General features: G+C 37.0%; 28 protein-coding genes and 1 pseudogene. 23 read left to right on the plus strand and 6 right to left on the minus strand.

The genetic code is table 11. The features are described 5' to 3' along the window. The first annotated feature begins 106 nt into the window (after positions 1-106). From AB8E63_RS08290 to AB8E63_RS08330, 9 genes and pseudogenes are all read left to right on the plus strand, one after another. Positions 107-604: an antirestriction protein ArdA gene (locus AB8E63_RS08290; protein WP_000342539.1), complete on the plus strand. Its 498-nt coding sequence runs from the start codon at positions 107-109 to the stop codon at positions 602-604. An 88-nt stretch (positions 605-692) separates the two neighbouring features. Further along, complete coding sequence (locus AB8E63_RS08295) at positions 693-1,085, plus strand: conjugal transfer protein (protein WP_000723888.1); 393 nt, start codon at positions 693-695, stop codon at positions 1,083-1,085. After that, positions 1,069-3,516 (plus strand): ATP-binding protein, encoded by a 2,448-nt coding sequence (locus AB8E63_RS08300; RefSeq protein ID WP_154854735.1) that lies wholly within the window; start codon positions 1,069-1,071, stop codon positions 3,514-3,516. Before AB8E63_RS08295 ends, AB8E63_RS08300 begins: the two co-directional genes overlap by 17 nt. Positions 3,517-3,518: 2 nt before the next feature. Next, positions 3,519-5,696, plus strand: coding sequence for a CD3337/EF1877 family mobilome membrane protein (locus AB8E63_RS08305; protein ID WP_000804748.1), 2,178 nt, complete (start codon positions 3,519-3,521; stop codon positions 5,694-5,696). Next, entirely contained in the window at positions 5,693-6,694 is a 1,002-nt protein-coding gene (locus AB8E63_RS08310) for a lysozyme family protein (protein ID WP_000769868.1), read from the plus strand. Before AB8E63_RS08305 ends, AB8E63_RS08310 begins: the two co-directional genes overlap by 4 nt. After that, complete coding sequence (locus AB8E63_RS08315) at positions 6,691-7,626, plus strand: conjugal transfer protein (protein WP_001863540.1); 936 nt, start codon at positions 6,691-6,693, stop codon at positions 7,624-7,626. Before AB8E63_RS08310 ends, AB8E63_RS08315 begins: the two co-directional genes overlap by 4 nt. Positions 7,627-7,939: 313 nt before the next feature. After that, positions 7,940-7,987, plus strand: a pseudogene (locus tag AB8E63_RS08320) (hypothetical protein); the annotation flags it as partial. A gap of 15 nt (positions 7,988-8,002) precedes the next feature. Then, a complete protein-coding gene (gene tet(M) / locus AB8E63_RS08325; protein ID WP_000691741.1) occupies positions 8,003-9,922 on the plus strand; it encodes a tetracycline resistance ribosomal protection protein Tet(M) in 1,920 nt (639 codons plus the stop codon). A 118-nt stretch (positions 9,923-10,040) separates the two neighbouring features. After that, the gene (locus AB8E63_RS08330; RefSeq protein ID WP_000336323.1) at positions 10,041-10,208 is read left to right on the plus strand and encodes a cysteine-rich KTR domain-containing protein; all 168 of its coding nucleotides are present in this window, start codon (positions 10,041-10,043) and stop codon (positions 10,206-10,208) included. Positions 10,209-10,267: 59 nt separating this feature from the next. On the opposite strand, the gene AB8E63_RS08335 is transcribed toward AB8E63_RS08330, so the two are convergent. Beyond that, positions 10,268-10,621, minus strand: a complete 354-nt coding sequence (locus AB8E63_RS08335) for a helix-turn-helix transcriptional regulator (RefSeq protein WP_001227347.1) — start codon at positions 10,619-10,621, stop codon at positions 10,268-10,270. Between the two features lie 504 nt (positions 10,622-11,125). Between AB8E63_RS08335 and AB8E63_RS08340 the strand changes: the two genes are divergently transcribed. After that, positions 11,126-11,548, plus strand: a complete 423-nt coding sequence (locus AB8E63_RS08340; RefSeq protein ID WP_000804885.1) for a sigma-70 family RNA polymerase sigma factor — start codon at positions 11,126-11,128, stop codon at positions 11,546-11,548. Then, positions 11,545-11,775 carry a helix-turn-helix domain-containing protein gene (locus tag AB8E63_RS08345; RefSeq protein ID WP_000857133.1) on the plus strand — a complete coding sequence of 77 codons (231 nt, stop codon included), beginning with the start codon at positions 11,545-11,547 and terminating at the stop codon, positions 11,773-11,775. Before AB8E63_RS08340 ends, AB8E63_RS08345 begins: the two co-directional genes overlap by 4 nt. Before the next feature lie 225 nt (positions 11,776-12,000). On the opposite strand, the gene AB8E63_RS08350 is transcribed toward AB8E63_RS08345, so the two are convergent. Next, on the minus strand, positions 12,001-12,252 hold the full coding sequence (locus AB8E63_RS08350) for a hypothetical protein (RefSeq protein WP_001845478.1): 252 nt from the start codon (positions 12,250-12,252) through the stop codon (positions 12,001-12,003). Between AB8E63_RS08350 and AB8E63_RS08355 the strand changes: the two genes are divergently transcribed. The 6 genes from AB8E63_RS08355 (at position 12,236) to AB8E63_RS08380 (ending at position 16,986) form a co-directional block, all read left to right on the plus strand. Next, positions 12,236-12,439, plus strand: a complete 204-nt coding sequence (locus AB8E63_RS08355; RefSeq protein ID WP_000814511.1) for an excisionase — start codon at positions 12,236-12,238, stop codon at positions 12,437-12,439. The two genes, AB8E63_RS08350 and AB8E63_RS08355, sit on opposite strands and share 17 nt — an antisense overlap. A gap of 81 nt (positions 12,440-12,520) precedes the next feature. Beyond that, positions 12,521-13,738 (plus strand): tyrosine-type recombinase/integrase, encoded by a 1,218-nt coding sequence (locus AB8E63_RS08360; RefSeq protein WP_001291561.1) that lies wholly within the window; start codon positions 12,521-12,523, stop codon positions 13,736-13,738. A gap of 487 nt (positions 13,739-14,225) precedes the next feature. Next, complete coding sequence (locus tag AB8E63_RS08365; protein ID WP_368910801.1) at positions 14,226-14,429, plus strand: gamma-polyglutamic acid synthetase; 204 nt, start codon at positions 14,226-14,228, stop codon at positions 14,427-14,429. After that, a complete protein-coding gene (locus tag AB8E63_RS08370) occupies positions 14,422-15,408 on the plus strand; it encodes an ATP-binding cassette domain-containing protein (protein WP_003010129.1) in 987 nt (328 codons plus the stop codon). The genes AB8E63_RS08365 and AB8E63_RS08370 overlap by 8 nt, the downstream gene beginning before the upstream one ends. Further along, the gene (locus AB8E63_RS08375; RefSeq protein ID WP_003013825.1) at positions 15,405-16,199 is read left to right on the plus strand and encodes an ABC-2 family transporter protein; all 795 of its coding nucleotides are present in this window, start codon (positions 15,405-15,407) and stop codon (positions 16,197-16,199) included. The genes AB8E63_RS08370 and AB8E63_RS08375 overlap by 4 nt, the downstream gene beginning before the upstream one ends. 1 nt (position 16,200) lies before the next feature. After that, on the plus strand, positions 16,201-16,986 hold the full coding sequence (locus AB8E63_RS08380) for an ABC transporter permease (protein ID WP_003013947.1): 786 nt from the start codon (positions 16,201-16,203) through the stop codon (positions 16,984-16,986). Between the two features lie 497 nt (positions 16,987-17,483). On the opposite strand, the gene AB8E63_RS08385 is transcribed toward AB8E63_RS08380, so the two are convergent. Further along, positions 17,484-17,672 (minus strand): hypothetical protein, encoded by a 189-nt coding sequence (locus AB8E63_RS08385; RefSeq protein ID WP_049532388.1) that lies wholly within the window; start codon positions 17,670-17,672, stop codon positions 17,484-17,486. Between the two features lie 167 nt (positions 17,673-17,839). Here AB8E63_RS08385 and rpsP point away from each other — a divergent pair, with 167 nt between their 5' ends. The 5 genes from rpsP to AB8E63_RS08410 all read left to right on the plus strand — a co-directional run bounded on the left by rpsP (position 17,840) and on the right by AB8E63_RS08410 (position 20,098). Next, complete coding sequence (gene rpsP / locus AB8E63_RS08390; RefSeq protein ID WP_004253064.1) at positions 17,840-18,112, plus strand: 30S ribosomal protein S16; 273 nt, start codon at positions 17,840-17,842, stop codon at positions 18,110-18,112. Between the two features lie 19 nt (positions 18,113-18,131). Next, positions 18,132-18,371: an RNA-binding protein KphA gene (gene kphA, locus AB8E63_RS08395; protein WP_000379617.1), complete on the plus strand. Its 240-nt coding sequence runs from the start codon at positions 18,132-18,134 to the stop codon at positions 18,369-18,371. A gap of 143 nt (positions 18,372-18,514) precedes the next feature. Beyond that, positions 18,515-19,033, plus strand: coding sequence for a ribosome maturation factor RimM (rimM, locus tag AB8E63_RS08400; RefSeq protein WP_368910802.1), 519 nt, complete (start codon positions 18,515-18,517; stop codon positions 19,031-19,033). Continuing rightward, positions 19,023-19,742 carry a tRNA (guanosine(37)-N1)-methyltransferase TrmD gene (gene trmD, locus AB8E63_RS08405; protein ID WP_368910803.1) on the plus strand — a complete coding sequence of 240 codons (720 nt, stop codon included), beginning with the start codon at positions 19,023-19,025 and terminating at the stop codon, positions 19,740-19,742. The genes rimM and trmD overlap by 11 nt, the downstream gene beginning before the upstream one ends. 17 nt (positions 19,743-19,759) lie before the next feature. Then, entirely contained in the window at positions 19,760-20,098 is a 339-nt protein-coding gene (locus tag AB8E63_RS08410) for an ATP cone domain-containing protein (RefSeq protein WP_004253071.1), read from the plus strand. Positions 20,099-20,127: 29 nt separating this feature from the next. Here the strand turns inward: AB8E63_RS08410 and AB8E63_RS08415 are convergent, their stop codons facing one another. After that, positions 20,128-20,448, minus strand: coding sequence for a hypothetical protein (locus tag AB8E63_RS08415; RefSeq protein WP_247913442.1), 321 nt, complete (start codon positions 20,446-20,448; stop codon positions 20,128-20,130). A 92-nt stretch (positions 20,449-20,540) separates the two neighbouring features. On the opposite strand from AB8E63_RS08415, the gene AB8E63_RS08420 reads away from it, so the two are divergent. Further along, positions 20,541-20,756 carry a YdbC family protein gene (locus AB8E63_RS08420; protein ID WP_006145796.1) on the plus strand — a complete coding sequence of 72 codons (216 nt, stop codon included), beginning with the start codon at positions 20,541-20,543 and terminating at the stop codon, positions 20,754-20,756. Positions 20,757-20,807: 51 nt separating this feature from the next. On the opposite strand, the gene AB8E63_RS08425 is transcribed toward AB8E63_RS08420, so the two are convergent. Both AB8E63_RS08425 and gor read right to left on the minus strand, forming a co-directional pair. Then, on the minus strand, positions 20,808-21,347 hold the full coding sequence (locus AB8E63_RS08425) for a biotin transporter BioY (protein ID WP_368910806.1): 540 nt from the start codon (positions 21,345-21,347) through the stop codon (positions 20,808-20,810). 143 nt (positions 21,348-21,490) lie between these two features. Further along, on the minus strand, positions 21,491-22,837 hold the full coding sequence (gene gor / locus AB8E63_RS08430) for a glutathione-disulfide reductase (protein ID WP_368910808.1): 1,347 nt from the start codon (positions 22,835-22,837) through the stop codon (positions 21,491-21,493). Positions 22,838-23,056: the final 219 nt, after the last annotated feature.

The following is a 23,056-nucleotide window of genomic DNA, read 5'->3' on the forward strand; positions in this document are numbered from 1 at the left end:
TCTTTTGTGGAATATAAGTGGTTTTCTTATGTTCCGCAAAGGAATGGTACACCAAACGAAGTGCGGTAGGGATTTTTGAATCTCTACAAAGAAAGGACGTGAATATATGGACGATATGCAAGTCTATATTGCGAATTTAGGCAAATACAATGAGGGCGAATTGGTCGGTGCGTGGTTTACCTTTCCCATTGACTTTGAGGAAGTCAAAGAGAAAATCGGCTTGAATGATGAATATGAGGAATACGCCATTCATGACTACGAGTTACCCTTTACGGTTGACGAATACACTTCCATTGGCGAACTCAATCGACTATGGGAAATGGTATCGGAATTACCCGAAGAATTACAATCGGAGCTATCTGCTCTGCTCACTCATTTTTCAAGCATTGAAGAACTAAGCGAACATCAAGAGGATATTATCATTCATTCCGATTGTGATGATATGTATGACGTGGCACGCTACTACATTGAAGAAACGGGTGCTTTAGGCGAAGTACCAGCTAGTCTTCAAAACTATATTGATTATCAAGCCTATGGTCGGGATTTAGACCTTTCAGGAACGTTTATCTCAACCAATCATGGGATTTTTGAAATCGTCTATTAAATCTGTCGGTACATTACTACTGGCAGATTTTCTATTTTACGGGGTGGCTCAATCAGCTACCCCTATTTTTTATGAAAGGATTGATTACATGAAGAAAATACGAAGCTATACCAGTATCTGGTCTGTGGAAAAGGTACTGTATTCTATCAATGATTTTAGACTTCCGTTTCCCATAACCTTTACGCAAATGACATGGTTTGTCGTGTCACTCTTTGCAGTGATGATACTTGGCAACTTGCCCCCTCTTTCCATGATAGAGGGAGCATTTCTCAAATACTTTGGGATTCCTGTGGCTTTCACATGGTTTATGTCTACAAAAACTTTTGATGGTAAAAAGCCTTATGGATTTTTGAAGTCTGTCATTGCTTATGCACTGCGACCAAAGCTGACCTATGCAGGAAAAAAAGTAACGCTTGGCAGAAACCAGCCACAAGAAGCCATTACAGCAGTTAGGAGTGAATTTTATGGCATATCCAATTAAATACATTGAAAACAATCTCGTCTGGAATAAAGACGGGGAATGTTATGCTTACTATGAGCTTGTTCCTTACAATTACTCATTTCTAAGTCCAGAACAGAAAATACAAGTGCATGATTCTTTCAGACAGCTTATCGCACAAAATCGTGATGGCAAAATTCATGCTTTACAAATCAGTACAGAATCCAGCATACGTTCTGCACAAGAGCGTTCCAAAAATGAAGTCACTGGCAAGCTCAAAGCGGTTGCCTATGACAAAATCGACCAACAGACAGACGCTTTAATATCCATGATTGGCGAAAATCAAGTGAACTACCGTTTCTTTATCGGCTTTAAGTTGCTTCTCAACGATCAGGAGTTTTCTATGAAAAGTCTTACCGTTGAAGCAAAAAATGCTTTGTCTGATTTTGTCTATGATGTGAACCATAAGCTGATGGGCGATTTTGTTAGTATGAGTAATGATGAAATCCTGCGTTTTCAGAAGATGGAAAAGCTCTTAGAAAATAAAATCTCTCGTCGTTTCAAAATCCGCAGGTTAGATAAGGACGACTTCGGCTATCTGATTGAACACCTTTACGGACAGACAGGCACTGCCTATGAAGAGTATGAGTACCATCTATCAAAGAAAAAGCTGGATAATGAAACGCTGATTAAATACTATGACTTGATTAAGCCTACTCGCTGTTTGGTGGAAGAAAAACAGCGATATTTGAAAATCCAGCAGGAAGATGAAACCGTCTATGTAGCTTACTTTACCATTAACAGCATTGTCGGAGAACTGGACTTCCCGTCCTCTGAAATCTTCTACTACCAGCAACAGCAATTTACATTCCCGATTGATACGTCAATGAATGTGGAAATTGTAGCGAATCGTAAAGCCATATCTACTGTCCGCAATAAAAAGAAAGAACTGAAAGACTTGGATAACCACGCTTGGCAAAGTGATAATGAAACCAGCTCCAATGTGGCGGAAGCTCTGGAAAGTGTGAATGAGCTGGAAACCAATTTAGACCAAAGCAAGGAATCTATGTACAAGCTGTCTTATGTGGTAAGGGTATCAGCAAATGATCTTGACGAACTCAAACGTCGTTGTAATGAAGTGAAAGATTTTTATGACGATTTAAGCGTAAAACTGGTACGACCATTTGGGGATATGCTCGGCTTACATGAAGAATTTTTACCTGCCAGCAAGCGTTATATGAATGATTATATTCAATACGTGACCTCTGATTTCCTCGCTGGTTTAGGTTTTGGTGCTACTCAAATGCTGGGGGAAAATGAGGGGATTTATGTTGGCTACAGCTTAGATACTGGACGCAATGTCTATCTGAAACCTGCTCTTGCCAGTCAAGGGGTTAAGGGTTCAGTAACCAATGCGTTAGCGTCGGCTTTTGTTGGTTCGCTGGGTGGTGGTAAATCCTTTGCGAATAACCTTATCGTCTATTATGCGGTGCTTTATGGGGCACAAGCAGTGATTGTAGACCCAAAAGCAGAACGTGGCAGATGGAAAGAAACCTTGCCAGAGATTTCCCATGAAATCAATATCGTCACTCTGACTTCTGATGAGAAAAACAAAGGCTTACTTGACCCTTATGTGATTATGAAAAATCCCAAAGATTCTGAATCACTGGCTATTGATATTCTGACATTCCTTACGGGGATTTCCTCTCGTGATGGGGAACGCTTCCCAATCCTTAGAAAAGCCATTCGTGCAGTAACCAATAGTGAAGTACGAGGGTTGATGAAAGTGATTGAGGAATTACGGGTTGAGAATACGCCACTAAGTACCAGTATAGCCGACCATATCGAAAGTTTTACAGACTATGACTTTGCACATTTATTATTCAGTAATGGTTATGTGGAGCAGTCTATCAGCTTAGAAAAACAACTGAACATTATACAGGTTGCGGACTTGGTACTTCCCGACAAGGAAACTTCCTTTGAGGAATATACCACTATGGAGCTTTTATCCGTTGCTATGCTGATTGTCATTAGTACCTTTGCTTTAGACTTTATCCATACAGACCGAAGCATTTTCAAGATTGTAGATTTAGACGAAGCATGGAGCTTTTTACAGGTAGCACAAGGAAAAACACTATCTATGAAGCTGGTTCGGGCTGGTCGTGCTATGAACGCTGGGGTATATTTCGTGACCCAAAATACAGACGACCTCTTAGATGAAAAACTGAAAAATAACCTCGGCTTAAAATTTGCATTTCGTTCCACTGACCTTAACGAGATTAAAAAGACCTTAGCCTTTTTTGGTGTAGACCCAGAGGACGAAAACAATCAGAAGCGATTGCGTGATTTGGAAAACGGGCAATGCCTTATCAGTGATTTATATGGTCGTGTCGGTGTGATACAGTTCCACCCTGTATTTGAAGAACTGCTCCATGCCTTTGATACCAGACCACCTGTGCGAAAAGAGGTGTAAATGTGAAACCATCAATAGTAAACAGAATAAAATCAAACTGGACGCTGAAACGTCTAGGTAAAGTGGCAATGACAGTGGCTTTCACACTTGTGATTGCCATTTTTCTTTTAGCCATGCTGGGAACGGTGGTTCAAGCTGCGGGCTTGGTAGATGATACGGTCAATGTGGCAAATGAATACAGCCGATACCCACTTGAAAACTATCAACTGGATTTTTATGTGGATAATAGCTGGGGCTGGCTTCCGTGGAACTGGTCGGACGGGATTGGAAAACAGGTCATGTATGGACTATATGCCATTACCAATTTTATTTGGACAATCAGTTTGTATGTTTCCAATGCGACAGGTTACTTAGTACAGGAAGCCTATTCCTTAGACTTCATTTCCGCTACAGCAGATTCCATTGGTAAGAATATGCAGACCTTAGCTGGTGTGAGTGCAAACGGATTTTCAACAGAGGGTTTCTATGTTGGATTCCTCTTACTCTTGATTTTGGTTCTTGGGGTTTATGTTGCCTATACGGGACTGATAAAGAGAGAAACCACAAAGGCAATTCATGCCATTATGAATTTTGTGCTGGTGTTTATCCTATCGGCTTCCTTTATTGCCTACGCTCCCGACTACATTAAAAAAATCAATGACTTTTCATCAGACATCAGTAATGCCAGTTTATCACTTGGCACGAAGATTGTCATGCCCCATTCCGATAGTCAAGGCAAGGACAGCGTGGACTTAATCAGAGATAGCCTGTTTTCCATACAGGTTCAGCAACCGTGGCTACTGCTTCAATACAACAGTTCAGACATTGAAAGTATCGGTATTGACCGTGTGGAAAGCCTGCTCTCCACCAGCCCAGATTCCAACAATGGCGAAGACAGAGAAAAAATTGTTGCGGAAGAAATTGAAGACAGAAGCAATACCAATCTAACCATTACAAAGACCATTAACCGTTTAGGTACAGTCTTCTTCCTATTTGTCTTCAATATTGGGATTTCCATATTTGTATTCCTATTAACAGGAATCATGATTTTCTCGCAGGTACTTTTTATCATCTATGCTATGTTTCTGCCTGTGAGCTTTATTTTAAGCATGATTCCATCATTTGATGGTATGTCAAAACGAGCCATAACAAAGCTCTTTAATACCATTTTGACACGAGCTGGAATCACATTGATTATTACGACAGCATTTAGTATTTCAACCATGCTCTATACCTTATCGGCTGGTTATCCGTTCTTTTTGATTGCTTTTCTACAGATTGTGACCTTTGCAGGAATCTACTTCAAGCTGGGCGATTTAATGAGTATGTTTTCTCTACAGAGTAACGATTCTCAAAGTGTGGGAAGTCGTGTGATGAGAAAACCTCGTATGCTTATGCACGCTCACATGCACCGTCTACAGCGGAAACTTGGACGTTCCATGACTACTCTAGGGGCTGGGTCTGCCATTGTTACAGGTAAAAAAGGACAGTCGGGTTCGGGGAGTTCTGCAAGGACACAAGCAGATCACTCCCGACCAGACGGAAAGGAAAAATCAACACTTGGAAAACGTATCGGTCAAACCATCGGTACAGTAGCTGATACCAAAGACAGAATGGTAGACACTGCTAGTGGTTTGAAAGAACAGGTTAAAGATTTGCCGACCAATGCAAGATATGCAGTATATCAAGGAAAATCCAAAGTAAAAGAGAATGTCCGTGATTTAACCAGTAGTATTTCTCAAACCAAAGCGGACAGAGCCAGTGGACGCAAGGAACAGCAGGAACAAAGGCGAAAAACCATTGCGAAGCGTCGCTCTGAAATGGAACAGGTCAAACAGAAAAAACAGCCTGCTTCTTCTGTTCATGAAAGACCGACTACAAGACAAGAACAATATCATGATGAACAGACCTCAAAACAGTCTAATATTCAGACTTCATATAAGGAATCTCAACAAGCCAAACAAGAGCGTCCAGCAGTTAAGTCCGATTTTTCAAGTCCAAAAGTGGAACGCCAAGGCAATACCGTTCAAGAAAAAACCGTTCAAAAGCCAGCAACTTCAACCACTACAGCAGATAGAACTTCACAACGTCCAATCACAAAAGAACGTCCGTCTACTGTTCAAAGAGTACCACTACAAAATACAAGAAGTAGACCACCAATCAAAACCGCCACCATTAAGAAAGTCGGTAAGAAACCATGAAGTTGAAAACTTTAGTGATTGGTGGTTCTGGATTATTCTTGATGGTCTTCTCACTGCTTCTGTTTGTTGCCATTTTATTTTCAGATGAACAGGACAGCGGAATTTCCAATATTCATTATGGAGGTGTGAATGTTTCCGCAGAAGTGCTGGCTCATAAGCCTATGGTAGAAAAATATGCCAAAGAATATGGCGTTGAAGAATATGTCAACATACTTCTTGCGATTATACAGGTGGAATCGGGCGGTACTGCGGAAGATGTTATGCAGTCCTCGGAATCCCTCGGTCTTCCACCTAATTCATTGAGTACAGAAGAATCCATTAAGCAAGGTGTGAAGTATTTCAGTGAATTATTAGCCAGTAGCGAAAGGCTCAGTGTAGATTTAGAATCGGTTATCCAGTCCTACAATTATGGTGGTGGTTTCTTAGGGTATGTGGCTAATCGTGGAAATAAATATACCTTTGAACTGGCTCAAAGTTTCTCAAAAGAGTATTCAGGTGGCGAAAAAGTGTCTTACCCCAATCCCATAGCCATACCTATCAATGGGGGCTGGCGATACAACTATGGCAATATGTTTTATGTGCAACTGGTAACGCAGTATCTTGTCACAACAGAGTTTGATGATGATACGGTACAAGCCATCATGGACGAAGCACTGAAATATGAGGGCTGGCGATACGTTTACGGTGGAGCTTCCCCGACTACTTCTTTTGATTGTAGCGGACTGACACAATGGACGTATGGAAAAGCTGGAATTAACTTACCACGAACCGCACAACAGCAATATGATGTGACCCAGCATATCCCACTATCGGAAGCACAAGCTGGCGATTTGGTTTTCTTTCATTCTACCTATAACGCTGGCTCTTATATTACTCATGTTGGGATATACCTTGGCAATAACCGTATGTTTCATGCAGGCGACCCAATCGGTTATGCCGACTTAACAAGCCCCTACTGGCAACAGCATTTAGTGGGAGCAGGACGAATCAAACAATGAGAAAGGAAGATTTAATGATGAAATTTAGAAAAAATCAGAATAAAGAAAAACAGATACCAAAGGAAAAGAAACCTCGTGTCTACTATAAGGTCAATCCTCATAAAAAGGTTGTGATTGCCTTGTGGGTACTTTTAGGGCTTAGTTTCAGCTTTGCGATATTCAAGCACTTTACAGCTATAGATACTCATACTATTCACGAAACAACTATCATAGAAAAGGAATACGTTGATACTCATCATGTAGAAAATTTTGTAGAGAACTTTGCGAAAGTCTACTATTCATGGGAGCAATCCGATAAGTCCATTGATAATCGAATGGAAAGTCTAAAAGGCTATCTGACAGATGAACTTCAAGCTCTCAATGTTGATACAGTACGCAAAGATATTCCTGTATCGTCTTCTGTAAGAGGATTTCAGATATGGACGGTAGAGCCAACTGGCGACAATGAGTTTAATGTAACCTACAGTGTAGACCAGCTCATTACAGAGGGAGAAAATACAAAGACCGTCCACTCTGCTTATATAGTGAGTGTCTATGTAGATGGTTCTGGAAATATGGTACTGGTTAAGAATCCGACCATTACCAACATACCTAAGAAATCAAGTTATAAACCAAAAGCCATTGAAAGTGAGGGGACGGTTGATTCCATTACAACCAATGAAATCAATGAGTTTTTAACGACGTTCTTCAAGCTCTATCCTACAGCGACAGCCAGTGAACTTTCCTACTATGTGAATGACGGGATATTAAAACCAATCGGAAAAGAGTACATCTTTCAAGAACTGGTAAATCCTATTCACAATCGTAAGGATAATCAAGTCACGGTATCGCTGACAGTGGAGTATATCGACCAGCAGACCAAAGCAACGCAGGTATCTCAATTTGATTTGGTACTTGAAAAGAACGGGAGTAATTGGAAGATTGTAAAATAACAAATATTGGTACATGATTACAGATACTTTGTAATCATGTACTCTTTTTGATAAAAAATTGGAGATTCCTTTACAAATATGCTCTTTCGTGCTATTATTTAAGTGACTATTTAAAAGGAGTTAATAAATATGCGGCAAGGTATTCTTAAATAAACTGTCAATTTGATAGCGGGAACAAATAATTAGATGTCCTTTTTTAGGAGGGCTTAGTTTTTTGTACCCAGTTTAAGAATACCTTTATCATGTGATTCTAAAGTATCCAGAGAATATCTGTATGCTTTGTATACCTATGGTTATGCATAAAAATCCCAGTGATAAAAGTATTTATCACTGGGATTTTTATGCCCTTTTGGGTTTTTGAATGGAGGAAAATCACATGAAAATTATTAATATTGGAGTTTTAGCTCATGTTGATGCAGGAAAAACTACCTTAACAGAAAGCTTATTATATAACAGTGGAGCGATTACAGAATTAGGAAGCGTGGACAAAGGTACAACGAGGACGGATAATACGCTTTTAGAACGTCAGAGAGGAATTACAATTCAGACAGGAATAACCTCTTTTCAGTGGGAAAATACGAAGGTGAACATCATAGACACGCCAGGACATATGGATTTCTTAGCAGAAGTATATCGTTCATTATCAGTTTTAGATGGGGCAATTCTACTGATTTCTGCAAAAGATGGCGTACAAGCACAAACTCGTATATTATTTCATGCACTTAGGAAAATGGGGATTCCCACAATCTTTTTTATCAATAAGATTGACCAAAATGGAATTGATTTATCAACGGTTTATCAGGATATTAAAGAGAAACTTTCTGCCGAAATTGTAATCAAACAGAAGGTAGAACTGTATCCTAATATGTGTGTGACGAACTTTACCGAATCTGAACAATGGGATACGGTAATAGAGGGAAACGATGACCTTTTAGAGAAATATATGTCCGGTAAATCATTAGAAGCATTGGAACTCGAACAAGAGGAAAGCATAAGATTTCAGAATTGTTCTCTGTTCCCTCTTTATCATGGAAGTGCAAAAAGTAATATAGGGATTGATAACCTTATAGAAGTGATTACGAATAAATTTTATTCATCAACACATCGAGGTCAGTCTGAACTTTGCGGAAAAGTTTTCAAAATTGAGTATTCGGAAAAAAGACAGCGTCTTGCATATATACGTCTTTATAGTGGCGTACTGCATTTGCGAGATTCGGTTAGAATATCGGAAAAGGAAAAAATAAAAATTACAGAAATGTATACTTCAATAAATGGTGAATTATGTAAAATCGATAAGGCTTATTCCGGGGAAATTGTTATTTTGCAGAATGAGTTTTTGAAGTTAAATAGTGTTCTTGGAGATACAAAGCTATTGCCACAGAGAGAGAGAATTGAAAATCCCCTCCCTCTGCTGCAAACGACTGTTGAACCGAGCAAACCTCAACAAAGGGAAATGTTACTTGATGCACTTTTAGAAATCTCCGACAGTGACCCGCTTCTGCGATATTATGTGGATTCTGCGACACATGAAATCATACTTTCTTTCTTAGGGAAAGTACAAATGGAAGTGACTTGTGCTCTGCTGCAAGAAAAGTATCATGTGGAGATAGAAATAAAAGAGCCTACAGTCATTTATATGGAAAGACCGTTAAAAAAAGCAGAGTATACCATTCACATCGAAGTTCCACCGAATCCTTTCTGGGCTTCCATTGGTCTATCTGTAGCACAGCTTCCATTAGGGAGCGGAGTACAGTATGAGAGCTCGGTTTCTCTTGGATACTTAAATCAATCGTTTCAAAATGCAGTTATGGAGGGGATACGCTATGGCTGTGAACAAGGATTGTATGGTTGGAATGTGACGGACTGTAAAATCTGTTTTAAGTATGGCTTATACTATAGCCCTGTTAGTACCCCAGCAGATTTTCGGATGCTTGCTCCTATTGTATTGGAACAAGTCTTAAAAAAAGCTGGAACAGAATTGTTAGAGCCATATCTTAGTTTTAAAATTTATGCGCCACAGGAATATCTTTCACGAGCATACAACGATGCTCCTAAATATTGTGCGAACATCGTAGACACTCAATTGAAAAATAATGAGGTCATTCTTAGTGGAGAAATCCCTGCTCGGTGTATTCAAGAATATCGTAGTGATTTAACTTTCTTTACAAATGGACGTAGTGTTTGTTTAACAGAGTTAAAAGGGTACCATGTTACTACCGGTGAACCTGTTTGCCAGCCCCGTCGTCCAAATAGTCGGATAGATAAAGTACGATATATGTTCAATAAAATAACTTAGTGTATTTTATGTTGTTATATAAATATGGTTTCTTGTTAAATAAGATGAAATATTTTTTAATAAAGATTTGAATTAAAGTGTAAAGGAGGAGATAGTTATTATAAACTACAAGTGGATATTGTGTCCTGTATGTGGAAATAAAACACGATTAAAGATAAGGGAAGATACTGAATTAAAAAAATTCCCCCTCTATTGTCCGAAATGCAGACAAGAAAATTTAATTGAAATAAAGCAGTTCAAAGTAACTGTGATTACAGAGCCAGACGCAAAGACGCAGAGCCGATAAAATGAGATTAATACAATCTCATTTTATCGGCTCTTTCCGTTATGTATGGATTCTTTTAATTAGTCTTCGATGTTTCTTGCTTCGTTGATACCGCTGGCTAAAGATTCCATTAAGGATAGTTCTTTGTCTGTAAAGCTATCCATGTATTTCTCTATCTGTAATCGTCGGGTGCTTTTTACCAAGTTATTAGCAGGTAAGAAAAATTCATCAACGGAAACATGAAGTAACGATACAAGGTCATAAAGAACTTGTATGCTGGGGTGTTGCCCTTTATTTTCAATATTAGTTAAGTACCGTGGGTCAATTTCAATCAATGCTCCCACTTGTTCACGAGTTAAACCTCGTTTCAATCGAGCTTCTTTAATGGCTAAACCAAAGGCTCTAAAATCATATTTATCTTCTTTTTTACGCATAGTAGACCACCTCTATACATTTTATTGTTCCTACTGAATTAAAAACAGGTATAGAAAAACGTGTTATATGGTTTATAGGTTTATATTTAATAAAAAGCACTACTAAACGCCAATAAAAAAAACCGTTATATGGTAGTGCTATTTACGCTGTTAAAATATTGTATATTACTTCCAAATGGCGGTTTGTTGGAGGTCAACGTCGCCATGAAGTACATCATATACAATAAATTTCCTTACATTGGGTTCTTGTCAAAAAAAGTCGTCTATCTGCAATAGATAAGTACGTCCACCAATGTGGTTTTATAAATCATATAGATAGAATAACAGAAGCATGTAAACAGAGAAATAAATCTGTTTATATGCTTTTTTGGCTATTCAGAACTTTTTTACAAAGTTTATTTATCAGTAATGCAACAAATCCCCCTTTCACATTGGGACTAAGAGTGAAAGGAGATAAACGAGCAAGGCTCACTTCCTTTCCTAGACAGAAAGGGGGTGAGAAACATGAAACCATCTTCTTTTCAGACCACAATAGAAAATCAGTTTGACTATATCTGTAAACGTGCTATGGAAGACGAGCGAAAGAATTATATGCTTTATCTTTCAAGGATTGCAAAGCGTGAGGTGTCCTTTTCGGATGTTGGCGATTATCTTGTTAGCCAGTTTGCGACAACAGATAACTATTCAACTGACTTTCAGATTTTTACACTCAATGGGTTATCAGTAGGCGTTGAAAATGATTTGTTGAGTGAAGCATTACGTGAGTTGCCAGACAAGAAACGTGAAATTCTACTGCTGTTTTACTTTATGGACATGAGCGATTCAGAAATTGCAGACCTGTTGAAATTGAACCGTTCTACTGTCTATCGGCATAGAACCAGTGGACTAGCCTTAATTAAAAAGTTTATGGAGGAATTTGAAGAATGAAAACACAATATCCTATGATTCCCTTTCCTCTCATTGTAAAGGCAACAGATGGCGATACCGAAGCGATTAACCAGATTCTACATCATTACAGAGGGTACATAACGAAGCGTTCCCTACGACTTATGAAAGATGAATATGGCAATCAAAGTATGGTCGTTGATGAAGTCTTACGTGGAAGAATGGAAACCAGACTGATTACAAAGATTTTGTCATTTGAAATTAAGTAATATCCTCTCTCCTTTCGTGGAAGCGTGCTAAACCATTCCACGCTTCCCGAACAGGGAGGTTTGTTATTCCACCAAAGCATATTGAGCTTTCAATGTGTTTTGATAGGCTAACGAGCCATTGTTCTTTGAAAACTGAATAAAAGTAATCGAATACGTTTCGATAAGAAAAGAGCCAACGGAACTAACCGCCATGACCTATCTTATAAAGATAGCGAGCGATTCATGTTAGTGATCCGAGAAGCAATCTTTAGCAGGATTGCCTGCAACGACATTCTTATCGTGATAATGATACTCCCATACAGTCAATAGTCCGAGCGTGATAAAACCGTCGCAGGCAATGAGTATGGCTACATGAGAACCATGCAGGGGTGGAACTCCCGTGAGCTTTGCTAAAGCTGTTCGATTGCTGGTAAAACAACTTTTATGAAATCCAAATAAGTGATTTGGAAAGGAGGATTTTATGAAGCAGACTGACATTCCTATTTGGGAACGTTATACCCTAACCATTGAAGAAGCGTCAAAATATTTTCGTATTGGCGAAAACAAGCTACGACGCTTGGCAGAGGAAAATAAAAATGCAAATTGGCTGATTATGAATGGCAATCGTATTCAGATTAAACGAAAACAATTTGAAAAAATTATAGATACATTGGACGCAATCTAGCGTCGCCAAAGGGTCTTGTATATGATAAAATAGTATTAAGTCGTATCAAGGCTCTTTCCATAAAGGAAAGGAGCAAATGCCATGTCAGAAAAAAGACGTGACAATAAAGGTCGAATCTTAAAGACTGGAGAGAGCCAACGAAAAGACGGAAGATACTTATACAAATATATAGATTCATTTGGAGAACCGCAATTTGTTTACTCGTGGAAACTTGTGGCTACAGACCGAGTACCAGCAGGAAAGCGTGATTGTATCTCACTTAGAGAGAAAATCGCAGAGTTACAGAAAGACATTCATGATGGTATTGATGTTGTAGGAAAGAAAATGACACTCTGCCAGCTTTACGCAAAACAGAACGCTCAAAGACCAAAGGTTAGAAAAAACACTGAAACTGGACGCAAATATCTTATGGATATTTTGAAGAAAGACAAGTTAGGTGTAAGAAGTATTGACAGTATTAAGCCATCAGACGCTAAAGAATGGGCTATTAGAATGAGTGAAAATGGTTATGCTTATCAAACCATCAATAACTACAAACGTTCTTTAAAGGCTTCATTCTATATTGCTATACAAGATGATTGTGTTCGGAAGAATCCATTTGACTTTCAACTGAAAGCAGTTCTTGATGATGATACTGTCCCTAAGACCGTACTAACAGAAGAACAGGAAGAAAAACTGTTAGCCTTTGCAAAAGCTGATAAAACCTACAGCAAAAATTATGATGAAATTCTGATACTCTTAAAAACAGGTCTTCGTATTTCAGAGTTTGGTGGTTTGACACTTCCAGATTTAGATTTTGAGAATCGTCTTGTCAATATAGACCATCAGCTATTGAGAGATACTGAAATTGGGTACTACATTGAAACACCAAAGACCAAAAGTGGCGAACGTCAAGTTCCTATGGTTGAAGAAGCCTATCAAGCATTTAAGCGAGTGTTAGCGAATCGAAAGAATGATAAGCGTGTTGAGATTGATGGATATAGTGATTTCCTCTTTCTTAATAGAAAGAACTATCCAAAAGTGGCAAGTGATTACAACGGCATGATGAAAGGTCTTGTTAAGAAATACAATAAGTATAACGAGGATAAATTGCCACACATCACTCCACATAGTTTGCGACATACATTCTGTACCAACTATGCAAATGCAGGAATGAATCCAAAGGCATTACAGTACATTATGGGACATGCTAATATAGCCATGACGCTGAACTATTACGCACATGCAACATTCGATTCTGCAATGGCAGAAATGAAACGCTTGAATAAAGAGAAGCAACAGGAGCGTCTTGTTGCTTAGTAGTACAAATGAATTTACTACTTATTTACCACTTCTGACAGCTAAGACATGAGGAAATATGCAAAGAAACGTGAAGTATCTTCCTACAGTAAAAATACTCGAAAGCACATAGAATAAGGCTTTACGAGCATTTAAGAAAATATAAAAAGATAATTAGAAATTTATACTTTGTTTAATTTTAAAAAAAGTAATTATTATTGAATATCTGTTCAAACATTTTTCTTTTCTAAGGTTAATATAAATATATATACTTTAAAAAAGGAAGTCAAACATCTTGCTCATAGATTTTTGCATTTTTAAAAAATACATTTTGTCATATAATAATGTGGAAAATTGACGGATTCCTTAAATAATCATATAATATGAATATGTAAACCTTTACATGCTATTCTACTTATACTTGATAAAATGCAAGTTCTTGAGGATCTATAAATATATAGACACTCTTCTATTTATAAAGTGAAATAAAGAATCACGGAGAAAGTTTATGGATATTAAAGAGACATTCAACCAGCTAGACAATACAAAATTTAATGATTTCAATAATCGCCTTGAAGGTTTTGAGAAACTTTTTAAAGACAAATATTATTTTCCCCATCCCGAAGATTTTAGCTCAATCTTTAGCATTTTGGTAAAGTATGGAAAAAGTACAAGTAAATATATTTTATCGAAAGGAGAGATATATGAGTGAAATAGTTATTAATGCTCAGAATTTATCTAAAAATTTTTATAATTTTGATTCAAGACTCCCATTTATCAAGAGATTTTTGAAACGTAATCAAATAACGATTCGAGCTGTTCAAGATATTAGTTTTACGATTAAGAGAGGGAGTATAGTTGGCTTTATTGGGAGTAATGGAGCTGGTAAATCCACAACGATTAAAATGTTGACTGGGACTCTTTATCCTAGTTCCGGAAAATTAGAAGTGAATGGAGAAATTCCATTTAAAAGAAGTATAAATTTTAGAAAAAAAATTTCAATAGTAGTAGGAAATAAATTACAGTTATTTCAAGATGTTTCGGCTATGGATTATTTTCAATTGATTGGTACTTTATATGAGGTAGAACCGGCGATTTTACAAGAACGAATTCAGGAATTAAGCAATTTGTTGAATGTAAAAGATCAGCTTTACCAGCAGGTCCGGACCCTCTCTCTTGGACAAAAAATGAAAATGGAGTTTATCGCGGCATCTTTAACAAGTCCGGAAATATTATTTTTAGACGAGCCTACTATAGGGTTAGATATACAGTCTAAAAAAGATATCAGAACATTTTTAAAGAAAATGAATGAAGAATGTCATACTACTATTATTTTAACGAGTCATGATATGGATGATATTTCGTCTGTTTGTGACGAATTAATCGTCATTGACAAAGGAAAAATTATTTTGCAGGAGTCAATGGATGTTATTTTATCTAAATTTTCTGATTTTAAATATTTAAAGATAAAAATGACATTAGATTTGGTACCAGAGTTATGCTCTGTTAAAGGAGTAGTAGTCATTTCTCAAACAAAATCGGAATGTATACTAAAAATACCTAGAGATTTTGTCTTTGAGACATTAGAATCAATCAATAAGCTTGTAGATATAGAAGATTTTGAAATATCAAATCTTTCTTTAGAAGAAATTATTTTACAAAACTATTTTACAAAAAAGGAGCACAATTGAAAAAAGAAATGTCTATTATTCTGATATCATTTCGATCTATTTTGAACTATAAATCAAGTGTACTATTGTTAATGTTACAGGCAAGTATACAAATTATGATATCAGTATTTTTATGGACGTATATATATCAGAGTAACCAGATAAATATAGCAGGATATGATTTTACCTCAATGGTTCAATACTATTTGGGGACTATAATTTTTTCATATTTTGTTTTTTATCCAGTTGATTGGGAAATCAATGACGATGTTCATTCAGGAAATTTTTTTAGCATATTAATAAAACCTGTTACTTTTTATAAGTATTATTTTTGTAAAATGCTTGGAGATAGGCTTGCTCATTTATTATTTATCATCATTCCTGTCATTTTATTCTCCAGTGTTTATTACAAGAATGAGTTATTAACCATTGAAATTCTTATTTTAGGAAGTATTGCAATTATTCTATCTATGGTTCTATGGTTTTTAATATCATGTTGTGTAGGTATGCTTTCTTTTTGGTTAGAAAATATATTTTTTGTCCTTACTGTTAAAGAAATAGTAATTCAGTTTTTATCAGGAATATTATTGCCTTTAAGTTTTTTTTCAAATAATTTTCGTCTGTTTTTAGATGTATTACCTTTTAAATACTTAGTATATGAACCGCTTCAGATGTTTAGTAATGATACATATAAATTAATAGACTATTTGAGAATTATTTGTATTCAATTGATTTGGTGCATCATTTTTTATATTATATCAAGATTCATATTGAGAAAAGGAGTGGAGCACTTCTCAAATGTGGGAGGATAAAATGTTTAGAATAAAAGTAATTTTTAGGCTACTTCATTTTGGTTTTAAATCTGATATGAATTTTCATTTTGACTTCTTTTGTGGTCTATTTTCGTCGATACTGTGGATTGGTTTACCTATTGTATTTTTTAGATTGATTTTCTTAAACATAGACTCTTTTAATGGTTGGGACTATTATCAAATTTTATTTTTGGTAGGTTCCTACACTATTGTAGATGGAGTTATGATGGGATTGTTAATTAGAAGTATGGGAATTTTAGAATCAGATATTTTGAGTGGTAACTTGGATCAAATTTTATTGAGGCCGTTTGATACTCAGTTGTTCTATATTTTTAGATCATTTAATTTAGTTCAATTCGTGAATACTTTTTTTGGTCTTGCGATCATTTTTATAAGTTATGGAAATTTAAATGTACATTTAAATTCATTAAAAATATTATTTTATATCCTTTCTTTAATGTGTGGTTGTATTATATATTATTCAATTTGGTTTCTAATAACGATTAGTTCATTTTGGTTCCCAACTAAATTTTCAAAAGTAGATGTATTTTTGAATTATATTGGAATTTCTAAGTATCCATATAATATTTTTACAGGTATTAACAGATTGATCACTATGTTATTTGTTCCCAATTTATTAATTGCCAATCCTGCAGTATTAATATTTTTAGGGAAAGATACATTGAACCTATTTTTCTATCAAATAGTTTTTACAGTTTTTTTGATTATTATCAGTCGTACAATTTTTAGAAAAGGATTGAAAAAATATGAAAGTGCAGGAAGATAAACAATGTTGTTCAGTTATATGTTTGACTAAAGGAAGTGATTCGCTGTACTTTGTTTTGTGGTCATTGAAACATCAGATAATTATAAACTATAATTTAAAGAATAGTATTATTAACTTATAGGTGCTAAGAAAAAATTTAAAGAAATTCCCTCATTCAATCAAACTTATTCATATTTTTTAAAATAAGAAAATAGTTGGATTTTGATGATGGTTGATATAAAGCTAAACTGAAAGTACCTGAAATCCAACTGTGTCAAACCAGGTCTTAAGAAAGCTCGTAAAGCTAGGTAGCTCTCTAAACGTTAAGAACTAGCTACAATACAGCATTTACAACACTTCATGGTTCACACCATGGGGGGTTTTTGATGATTTTAAGCAAAATTCACACCATTTAATTGAAAGCTATTTAAATTAGATGAAAATTTGTTTGCTGAAAAAGTGGGAAAACATTGATTTTAAGCGAATTTTGAAACATATTCGAATGGGAGTTTTTAAAATCATGTTTCGGTTGTAAAAGTGCCAAACTGGACTCTCCATAGGAGGGTGATATCATCTGCTAATAGATTGTCTTCTAGTAGTTCCATTTTGCGTTTTGGGACAGGTTTAGGGCCTTCCATATCAAGATTAGGAAAGATATAGGGCTTGACAGGGTAGTCTTTATAGACAGTATCAAAAGTAGTATTCATAAATTTTTTCTTTCTAATTTATCCCTATTAGTCTAAAAAATTTAAAAATTTCAAAGTCTGTCAAGTTTTTTTCTTGACACCTCTCAGAAATCTGTTATAATAGAACATGTGCTAAATAGCTTAGCTATTTCACCGAACTAAAAAATAAAAGAAAAGAGATATTAAAAATGGCAGTAAAAATCCGTTTGACTCGTATGGGTTCTAAGAAAAAACCTTTCTACCGTATTAACGTAGCAGATTCACGTTCACCACGTGACGGACGTTTCATCGAAACAGTTGGAACTTACAACCCACTTGTTGAAGAAAACCAAGTAACTTTGAAAGAAGACCGTATTTTGGCATGGTTGGCTGATGGAGCTCAACCTTCAGATACAGTTCGCAACATCCTTTCAAAAGAAGGCGTATTGAAGAAATTCCACGATTCTAAATTCTCAAAATAAGTTTAAAGTAGGTTGACAGATGGATACGATTGAAAATCTCATTATTGCAATTGTGAAACCTTTGATTTCACAGCCAGATGCCTTAACTATCAAGATTGAAGATACACCAGAATTTTTGGAATATCATTTGGATCTTGACCAGAGCGATGTGGGTCGTGTAATCGGTCGTAAGGGTCGCACTATTTCTGCGATAAGAACGATTGTCTACTCTGTCCCAACTGAAGACAAAAAAGTAAGAATCGTTATTGACGAAAAATAAGAAAAGCGGGACATGGTCTCGCTTTTTTTGCAAGAAAATCCATGAATGTTCTTCATAATTAAAGAATCGTTATCCCTTTCTCCAACTTGTGAAAATCCCTGTAACATGATAAAATAAAGGGAGAAACAGATACAGGAGACAAGATGAACTACTTTAACGTTGGGAAAATCGTCAATACGCAAGGTTTGCAGGGTGAAATGCGAGTCTTGTCAGTGACAGATTTTGCTGAAGAACGCTTTAAAAAAGGGGCAGAGTTAGCCTTATTTGATGAAAAAGATCAATTTGTGCGCACAGTGGTCATTGCAAGCCACCGTAAACAAAAAAACTTCGATATCATCAAGTTTAAAGATATGTACCATATCAATGATATCGAAAAATACAAGGGTTACAGTCTGAAGGTTGCTGAGGAGAATCTCAATGACCTCGATGAGGGTGAGTTTTACTACCACGAGATAATTGGTTTAGAAGTCTATGAGGGAGATAACTTGATTGGAACTATCAAGGAAATCCTTCAGCCAGGCGCCAATGATGTCTGGGTAGTCAAACGAAAAGGTAAACGAGACCTTCTCTTACCTTATATTCCGCCTGTTGTCCTTAATGTAGATATTCCTAATAACCGTGTCGATGTAGAACTCTTAGAAGGGTTAGACGATGAAGATTGATATTTTAACCCTCTTTCCTGAAATGTTTTCACCGCTAGAACATTCGATTGTTGGGAAAGCTCGTGAAAAGGGACTTTTAGATATCCAATACCATAATTTTAGAGATTACGCAGAAAAATCTCGTCATGTAGATGACGAACCTTATGGTGGTGGCCAAGGTATGCTACTTCGAGCACAACCGATTTTTGATGCCTTTGATGCTATTGAAAAAAAGAATCCGCGCGTGATTCTCTTGGATCCAGCTGGTAAGCAGTTTGACCAGGCTTATGCGGAAGATTTAGCTCAAGAAGAGGAACTCATCTTTATCTGTGGTCACTACGAAGGTTATGATGAGAGGATTAAGACCTTGGTAACAGATGAGATATCTCTTGGAGATTATGTCTTGACCGGAGGAGAACTAGCTGCAATGACCATGATTGATGCGACGGTTCGCTTGATTCCAGAAGTTATCGGAAAGGAAGCAAGTCACCAGGATGATAGCTTTTCATCAGGTCTCTTGGAATATCCTCAATACACACGGCCTTACGATTTTCGTGGTATGTTAGTTCCGGATGTGCTCATGAGTGGACACCATGAAAACATCCGTCAATGGCGACTCTATGAGAGCCTTAAGAAAACTTACCAACGTAGACCTGTTTTGCTGGAAGAGTATGAATTGACAGCAGAAGAAGAGAAAATGTTAGCAGAAATAAAAGAAAATAACAATTAAATTAAAAGGAGAAACCTATGCAAGTAATTAAACGTGATGGACAAGTCGCTGATTTTGATCCAGATAAAATCTACCAAGCTATTCTTAAGGCGGCTCAAACAGTCTATGTATTGACGGACGATTTGCGCCAAAACCTAGCTCAAGTTACTAAAAAAGTTGTTTTGGACTTGGAAGAAGCAAAAGTAGAGCGTGCGACTATCAGTATGATTCAATCAATGGTTGAGCACCGCTTACTAGGTGCAGGATATATCACTATTGCAGAACACTATATCTCTTACCGTTTGCAACGTGATTTGGAGAGAAGTGGTTACGGCGACCACATCGCTGTTCACCTTCATTTTGAACAAATTCGTTAATAGAAAAAGAGTGAGATGATAAAAGCATCTCACTCTTTCTTAAATCTTCTTTTTTGGGCCGTTTGGATAGTCGAGGGAACGAAAGTTACCCTTCGAATATCCGACACTCGAATAATACGGCTGACGTTTTTGGAGAAATTTTTAACAATAATTTGTTGGCGGTCAGTATCATACTTGATAATATCGCCTGTAAAACTCGTTTCCGCAAAGATGATATGTACAGCCTTTTTTTTGGCTAGGGCTTCTTCAAGTCTAGCAATTAGGGAATCGCTTTTTTCAGGAATGGAATCTTCGTGTCCATTGACAAAATCATGGACCTTTTGCAAAGCCTGTTTTAATAAATCTTTCATTCCGGCCTCCCTTCTTTACATCATTATATAAAAATTTTATGAAATCTACAAGATTTTTCGAATAATCAATTGAGAACAAAAAGGAGAAAAACATGGCAGAATTTACATTTGAAATTGAAGAACACTTGCTTACTCTATCTGAAAATGAAAAAGGATGGACCAAAGAAATCAATCGTGTCAGCTTTAATGGTGCACCAGCAAAGTTTGACATTCGAAGCTGGAGTCCCGACCACACCAAGATGGGGAAGGGAATTACCCTATCAAACGAAGAGTTTCAAGTCATGGTGGATGCTTTCAAGAATCAATAAACATTCATCTCAGATGAATTAAAAAGAGGCTAGGGAAAATCCCGGCCTCTTTTATTTGTTTGAAAAATAAGCTTGTGTACGAAGACGTTGGAGTAGTGGTCGGCCGATAAAACTGATGGCAACGATTTTTGCAAGATCAGGAATGATAAAGGGAATAACACCAACTGCGACTGCTTTATCAAAAGGCATACCAGCTAAGAAGTGGAGGCTGAGAATACCACCTACAAAGACAAGAGAATCTCCCAAGAGATTTGCAAAGAAAATACGTAAGACGCCACTATTTGTATGAATGAGATAGGAAGTAAGTCCCGCATAGACAAGGTCGAACCAAAGATAACCAGCACTTGGTCCTACCAAAACATGAAAACCAGCCCCTCCGCTAGCAAAAACAGGAATACCGATAGCACCTAGCAATAGATAAAGTCCAACAGAGAGGACAGCTTCTCTAGGTCTAAAAACAGTTGCTATCAGTCCAATAGCAAAATTCTGCAGAGTGAAAGGAACGGGACCAATGGGAATACTAATCTGGGCTAATACTGCAATAAGAGCAGCTCCTATAGCAGGAATGGCATAGATATGTGCTTTTTTCAAAATAGTTAACCTCTTTTTTTATTTATAGTAACTATTATATAATCTTGTCAGATAAAGTCAACCGTTAATTTTAAAATAGTTAACTCTTTTTGTAACGGCCGATTGAGATAAAAAAAAAGAGACCAAGGGGTCTCTCTTTTGTTTTAACGCATGGTCACAAATTCTTCTGAGCCGGTTGGGTGGATAGCGACAGTAGCATCAAAGTCAGCTTTTGTAGCTCCCATCTTGATAGCAACTGCGAAACCTTGAATCATTTCGTCAACGCCATAGCCGATACCATGAAGTCCAACTACCTTTTCGTCTGCACCAGCTGTAACGAGCTTGAAGCGAGCTTCTTGACGGTGACTAGTAACGGCAGAATACATGGATGCAAATTTTGAAGTATAGACTTTAACGTTTTCTTGGCCGTACTCTTTGATAGCTTCTTCCTCAGTCAGACCGACTGTTCCGATTGCTGGGTGTGAAAAAACTACAGTTGGAATAGTAGTGTAGTCCATTTTGGCATTGGTTTTACCGTTGAAAAGTCTCTCGGATAGGGTACGACCAGCCTTGATAGCGACAGGCGTTAGTTCCTTTTCACCTGTAACATCTCCAAGTGCGTAGATACCTTCAACGACGGTGTTTTGGTATTCATCAACTTGGATGAAACCACGTTCGTTAAGGGTAACGCCTGCTTTTTCCAGATTTAGTCCTTCAACATTTGGACGACGACCTGTAGCCCAGATAACTTGACTAGCAGTATGCGTGCTACCATCTTCAAAATGAATTTGAATGCCTTCTTCGGTTTTTTCAAGTTTTGTCGGAACCTTATGGGTGTGGAGGTTTAGTCCAGTATTTTCCATTTCTTGAACCAAGCTCTCAACAATATAGCTATCAAATCCACGAAGTGGACGTTCACGACGGACAAATAAATCAGTCTGTACACCAAGGGTATGGAGTACGCCAGCCAATTCGACAGCAATGTAACCAGCACCTAGAATAGCTACCGATTCAGGTAACTCTTCCCAGGCAAAGACATCATCAGAACTACCACCTAGTTCAGCGCCAGGAATAGCTGGCATATGAGGATGAGCTCCAGTCGCAATCACAATATGCTTAGCACGGATCAATTCGCCATTAACACTGACAGTATGAGCATCAACGAACTCAGCACGTCCTTCAATCAAATCAACCCCGTTGCGCTTGAAGCTTCCATCGTAAGACGAGCGAGCACGGTCAATATAAGCTTCACGATTCTTACGAAGTGTTGCAAAATTAAATTCGTTATTAGTGCTTGTAAAACCATAGTCAGGTCCATATTTGTGGATACTCTCGGCAATTTGTGCTCCATACCACATGATTTTCTTAGGAACGCAGCCAATATTGACACAAGTTCCTCCTAATTTCTTTTCCTCAATAACTGCGGCTTTAGCACCATGTTCGCCAGCACGATTCATGGTAGCAATACCTCCGCTACCTCCACCGATGGCGATAATATCAAATTCTCTCATAGAAAGCTCCTTTAGTTGTTTTCTAGTCATATTCTATCTTTTTTTGGAAATCAATGCAAAAATCTGCTACGCTTAAATTTCTTAAGAAAATGCTTGCAAAAATAAAAAAGAAGTTGTATTATATAACTAACACAACAATAAAAGATTTAGCAAATATTTTTGGATGGTCAGAAAGCAATTGTTCATTTTTAAGATATGTGCTATAATCTTAATATATGC

It is taken from the genome of Streptococcus sp. oral taxon 061 (assembly GCF_964211575.1).
Lineage (GTDB): Bacteria > Bacillota > Bacilli > Lactobacillales > Streptococcaceae > Streptococcus.

Excerpts from the sequence above, each read along its gene's own strand:
- AB8E63_RS08385 (WP_049532388.1), bottom strand. The coding sequence starts at position 17,672 with ATGAATACTACTTTTGATACTGTCTATAAAGACTACCCTGTCAAGCCC.
- AB8E63_RS08420 (WP_006145796.1), top strand. The coding sequence starts at position 20,541 with ATGGCAGAATTTACATTTGAAATTGAAGAACACTTGCTTACTCTATCT.
- AB8E63_RS08315 (WP_001863540.1), top strand. The coding sequence starts at position 6,691 with ATGAGAAAGGAAGATTTAATGATGAAATTTAGAAAAAATCAGAATAAA.
- AB8E63_RS08300 (WP_154854735.1), top strand. The coding sequence starts at position 1,069 with ATGGCATATCCAATTAAATACATTGAAAACAATCTCGTCTGGAATAAA.
- AB8E63_RS08335 (WP_001227347.1), bottom strand. The coding sequence starts at position 10,621 with ATGCGTAAAAAAGAAGATAAATATGATTTTAGAGCCTTTGGTTTAGCC.
- AB8E63_RS08365 (WP_368910801.1), top strand. The coding sequence starts at position 14,226 with ATGGATATTAAAGAGACATTCAACCAGCTAGACAATACAAAATTTAAT.
- kphA (WP_000379617.1), top strand. The coding sequence starts at position 18,132 with ATGGATACGATTGAAAATCTCATTATTGCAATTGTGAAACCTTTGATT.
- AB8E63_RS08295 (WP_000723888.1), top strand. The coding sequence starts at position 693 with ATGAAGAAAATACGAAGCTATACCAGTATCTGGTCTGTGGAAAAGGTA.
- AB8E63_RS08290 (WP_000342539.1), top strand. The coding sequence starts at position 107 with ATGGACGATATGCAAGTCTATATTGCGAATTTAGGCAAATACAATGAG.
- AB8E63_RS08380 (WP_003013947.1), top strand. The coding sequence starts at position 16,201 with ATGTTTAGAATAAAAGTAATTTTTAGGCTACTTCATTTTGGTTTTAAA.
- trmD (WP_368910803.1), top strand. The coding sequence starts at position 19,023 with ATGAAGATTGATATTTTAACCCTCTTTCCTGAAATGTTTTCACCGCTA.
- AB8E63_RS08340 (WP_000804885.1), top strand. The coding sequence starts at position 11,126 with ATGAAACCATCTTCTTTTCAGACCACAATAGAAAATCAGTTTGACTAT.
- AB8E63_RS08345 (WP_000857133.1), top strand. The coding sequence starts at position 11,545 with ATGAAAACACAATATCCTATGATTCCCTTTCCTCTCATTGTAAAGGCA.
- gor (WP_368910808.1), bottom strand. The coding sequence starts at position 22,837 with ATGAGAGAATTTGATATTATCGCCATCGGTGGAGGTAGCGGAGGTATT.
- AB8E63_RS08360 (WP_001291561.1), top strand. The coding sequence starts at position 12,521 with ATGTCAGAAAAAAGACGTGACAATAAAGGTCGAATCTTAAAGACTGGA.
- AB8E63_RS08310 (WP_000769868.1), top strand. The coding sequence starts at position 5,693 with ATGAAGTTGAAAACTTTAGTGATTGGTGGTTCTGGATTATTCTTGATG.
- rpsP (WP_004253064.1), top strand. The coding sequence starts at position 17,840 with ATGGCAGTAAAAATCCGTTTGACTCGTATGGGTTCTAAGAAAAAACCT.
- rimM (WP_368910802.1), top strand. The coding sequence starts at position 18,515 with ATGAACTACTTTAACGTTGGGAAAATCGTCAATACGCAAGGTTTGCAG.
- AB8E63_RS08410 (WP_004253071.1), top strand. The coding sequence starts at position 19,760 with ATGCAAGTAATTAAACGTGATGGACAAGTCGCTGATTTTGATCCAGAT.
- AB8E63_RS08355 (WP_000814511.1), top strand. The coding sequence starts at position 12,236 with ATGAAGCAGACTGACATTCCTATTTGGGAACGTTATACCCTAACCATT.
- AB8E63_RS08350 (WP_001845478.1), bottom strand. The coding sequence starts at position 12,252 with ATGTCAGTCTGCTTCATAAAATCCTCCTTTCCAAATCACTTATTTGGA.
- AB8E63_RS08370 (WP_003010129.1), top strand. The coding sequence starts at position 14,422 with ATGAGTGAAATAGTTATTAATGCTCAGAATTTATCTAAAAATTTTTAT.
- AB8E63_RS08415 (WP_247913442.1), bottom strand. The coding sequence starts at position 20,448 with ATGAAAGATTTATTAAAACAGGCTTTGCAAAAGGTCCATGATTTTGTC.